Raw genomic sequence first — 2,124 nt, 5'->3', positions numbered from 1 at the left:
CCCTGACCACGGGCATTCCCAGCTTCTTCGCCTCTCGCGAGGAACTGGAACAGGCCGACCCCGGTCTCCCAGGGCAGTGCACGAAGGCGGCCTTCGCCTTCCTGCCGTTGATTGCCTCGGGCCGCCCCGTCGGCTGCTGCATGATTTCCTACGACCAGCCCCACCCCTTCCCACCCGACGAACGCGCCGCCCTGACCTCGGTCGCCGGGTTGATCGCCCAAGCCCTGGACCGCGCGCGCCTGTACGACGCCAAGCATCAGATCGCCTCCGGCCTGCAGGCCGCACTGCTCCCACACGCGCTGCCCCGGATCCCCGGCTTGGAGGTGGCTGCCCGCTACCTCCCCGCCACCCTCGGCCTGGACATCGGCGGCGATTTCTACGACCTCATCCGCCTCGACGACCACACGGCCGCCGCTGTCATCGGTGACGTCCAGGGGCACGACGTCACCGCCGCCGCCCTGATGGGACAAGTCCGCACCGCCGTGCACGCACACGCTGCCGTCGGCGCATCGCCCAGTGAGGTCCTCGCCCGCACGAACCGCCTGCTCACCGACCTCGACCCCGGCCTTTTCACCAGCTGCCTCTACGCCCAACTCGACCTGGCACACCACCGGGCACGGCTGGCCACCGCCGGACATCCCCCCGCACTGGTCCGGCGACCCGACGGACGCGCCGAAGTGCTCCACGTGCCTCCCGGGCTCCTCCTCGGCATCGACCCGCAGGCCGACTACCCGGCCACCGAAATCTCCCTTCCCGCCGGCGCCGTACTGGCCCTGTACACCGATGGACTCATCGAATCGCCCGGCATCGACCTCGATGACGCCGCCGCCGACCTCGCCGACCACATCGCGCGCGCCCCACAGCACCCCCTTGAGACCCTCGCCGACACAGTTGTCCACCGGGCCCGGTTTACCGACCCCCGCACCGACGACATCGCCCTGCTCCTGCTCAACCCACAACCGACCGGTGAATGATCCGAGCCGCCCCACCACGCCGCCTTCCGCCGATACACGGCACCAGCGCGCCCGGCAGGTTGATGTTTCGCGGTGAGGCTGATCCTTTGCTTGCCGGTCGGCGGCCGGCCGGGCCGCTCCCCCAGTCGATGTCCAGGGACAACTGCAGGCCGAGGGTCAAGCGGCCAACCCCTCGGCCGTTACGAGTTCGACCTACTCGACTGGGTGCGGGAAGGATCTACGGCACCGCAGGATGACTGGAGGCCGGGTGGAGGCCGGCACACCGCGCGCTTGTCGGCGCCCGCGTCCCGCCCGCTGAGCGCGACCTCCACGACTGACTTGAGGAACTCACTCGAAGCGGCACCGGTTGTGAGGCTCCAGCCCCGACGCGCTCCGGCCGTAGCTGGTCTATAGTTACCCTATGGCAACGACAACGATTCAGGTGCCGCGCGAAGTCCGTGATCATCTGGCCGAGCTCGCCCAGGAGCGGGGCCTGAGCCTGGGGCAGCTGGTCGAGGCGCTCGCAGCCGAGCAGCCGACCGCGGCGCAGCGCGCCGAGAGGCTGGCCGCGGACCGCGAGGTCGTACGGCGCCAGATCGGGATCGACCTGAGTGACGAGGAGTTCGACCAGGCCCCCGATGTCCTCGGCAACATCTACAAGATTGCCGCCGAGAAGGCCCGAACCACCCGGGACACCGCCGCGTGATCATCCTCGACACCGGCGCCGTCAAGGCCCTCGCAACCGGGCACAAGGCGCTGAACCTGCTCGCCGGCAACATGGCCGCCACTCCAGGCGACCAGCTCCGCATCCCAGCCCTGAGCCTGATGCAGGCCGAAGCCGACGAGGAACACCTGCACCGCCGAGTACTGGCGTTCTCCTCCGTCGTCGTCGACCCGCTCGACACCACGGCCGCCGCCACCGTCGGAACGATGATCCGCGACGGCTACGGCGGCCCTGACACCTGCCACGCCCTGTACTGTGCCCTGCCCCGCGCGGAGTTCACCGGCATGTCGATCCTGCTCACCGAGGACGAGCACCGATATCCGCCCGGCGTCGTCACCGTCGACATCAACTCGCCTGGCATGCTCGGCTTCCACTGACCGTAGAGCCCAGTGGTGTCGTCGTGGCGTCTCATAATCGAGCGGAGGAGCGACCCGCGCTGGCGTATCT

The 2,124-nt window shown here is 69.4% G+C and carries 3 protein-coding genes; all 3 read left to right on the top strand.

All coding sequences use genetic code 11. The features are described from left to right. Positions 1 to 974, top strand: a 974-nt coding sequence (locus ACWFR4_RS48490; RefSeq protein ID WP_453658351.1) for a GAF domain-containing SpoIIE family protein phosphatase, incomplete at its 5' end; no start/stop codon positions are given. Between the two features lie 400 nt (positions 975 to 1,374). After that, positions 1,375 to 1,659: a hypothetical protein gene (locus ACWFR4_RS48485; protein WP_453658349.1), complete on the top strand. Its 285-nt coding sequence runs from the start codon at positions 1,375 to 1,377 to the stop codon at positions 1,657 to 1,659. Next, positions 1,656 to 2,054 carry a hypothetical protein gene (locus ACWFR4_RS48480; RefSeq protein ID WP_453658347.1) on the top strand — a complete coding sequence of 133 codons (399 nt, stop codon included), beginning with the start codon at positions 1,656 to 1,658 and terminating at the stop codon, positions 2,052 to 2,054. The genes ACWFR4_RS48485 and ACWFR4_RS48480 overlap by 4 nt, the downstream gene beginning before the upstream one ends. Positions 2,055 to 2,124: the final 70 nt, after the last annotated feature.

The sequence above is a fragment of the Streptomyces sp. NPDC055140 genome (genome assembly GCF_053607285.1).
This window is presented reverse-complemented; position numbering and strand designations above follow the sequence as displayed.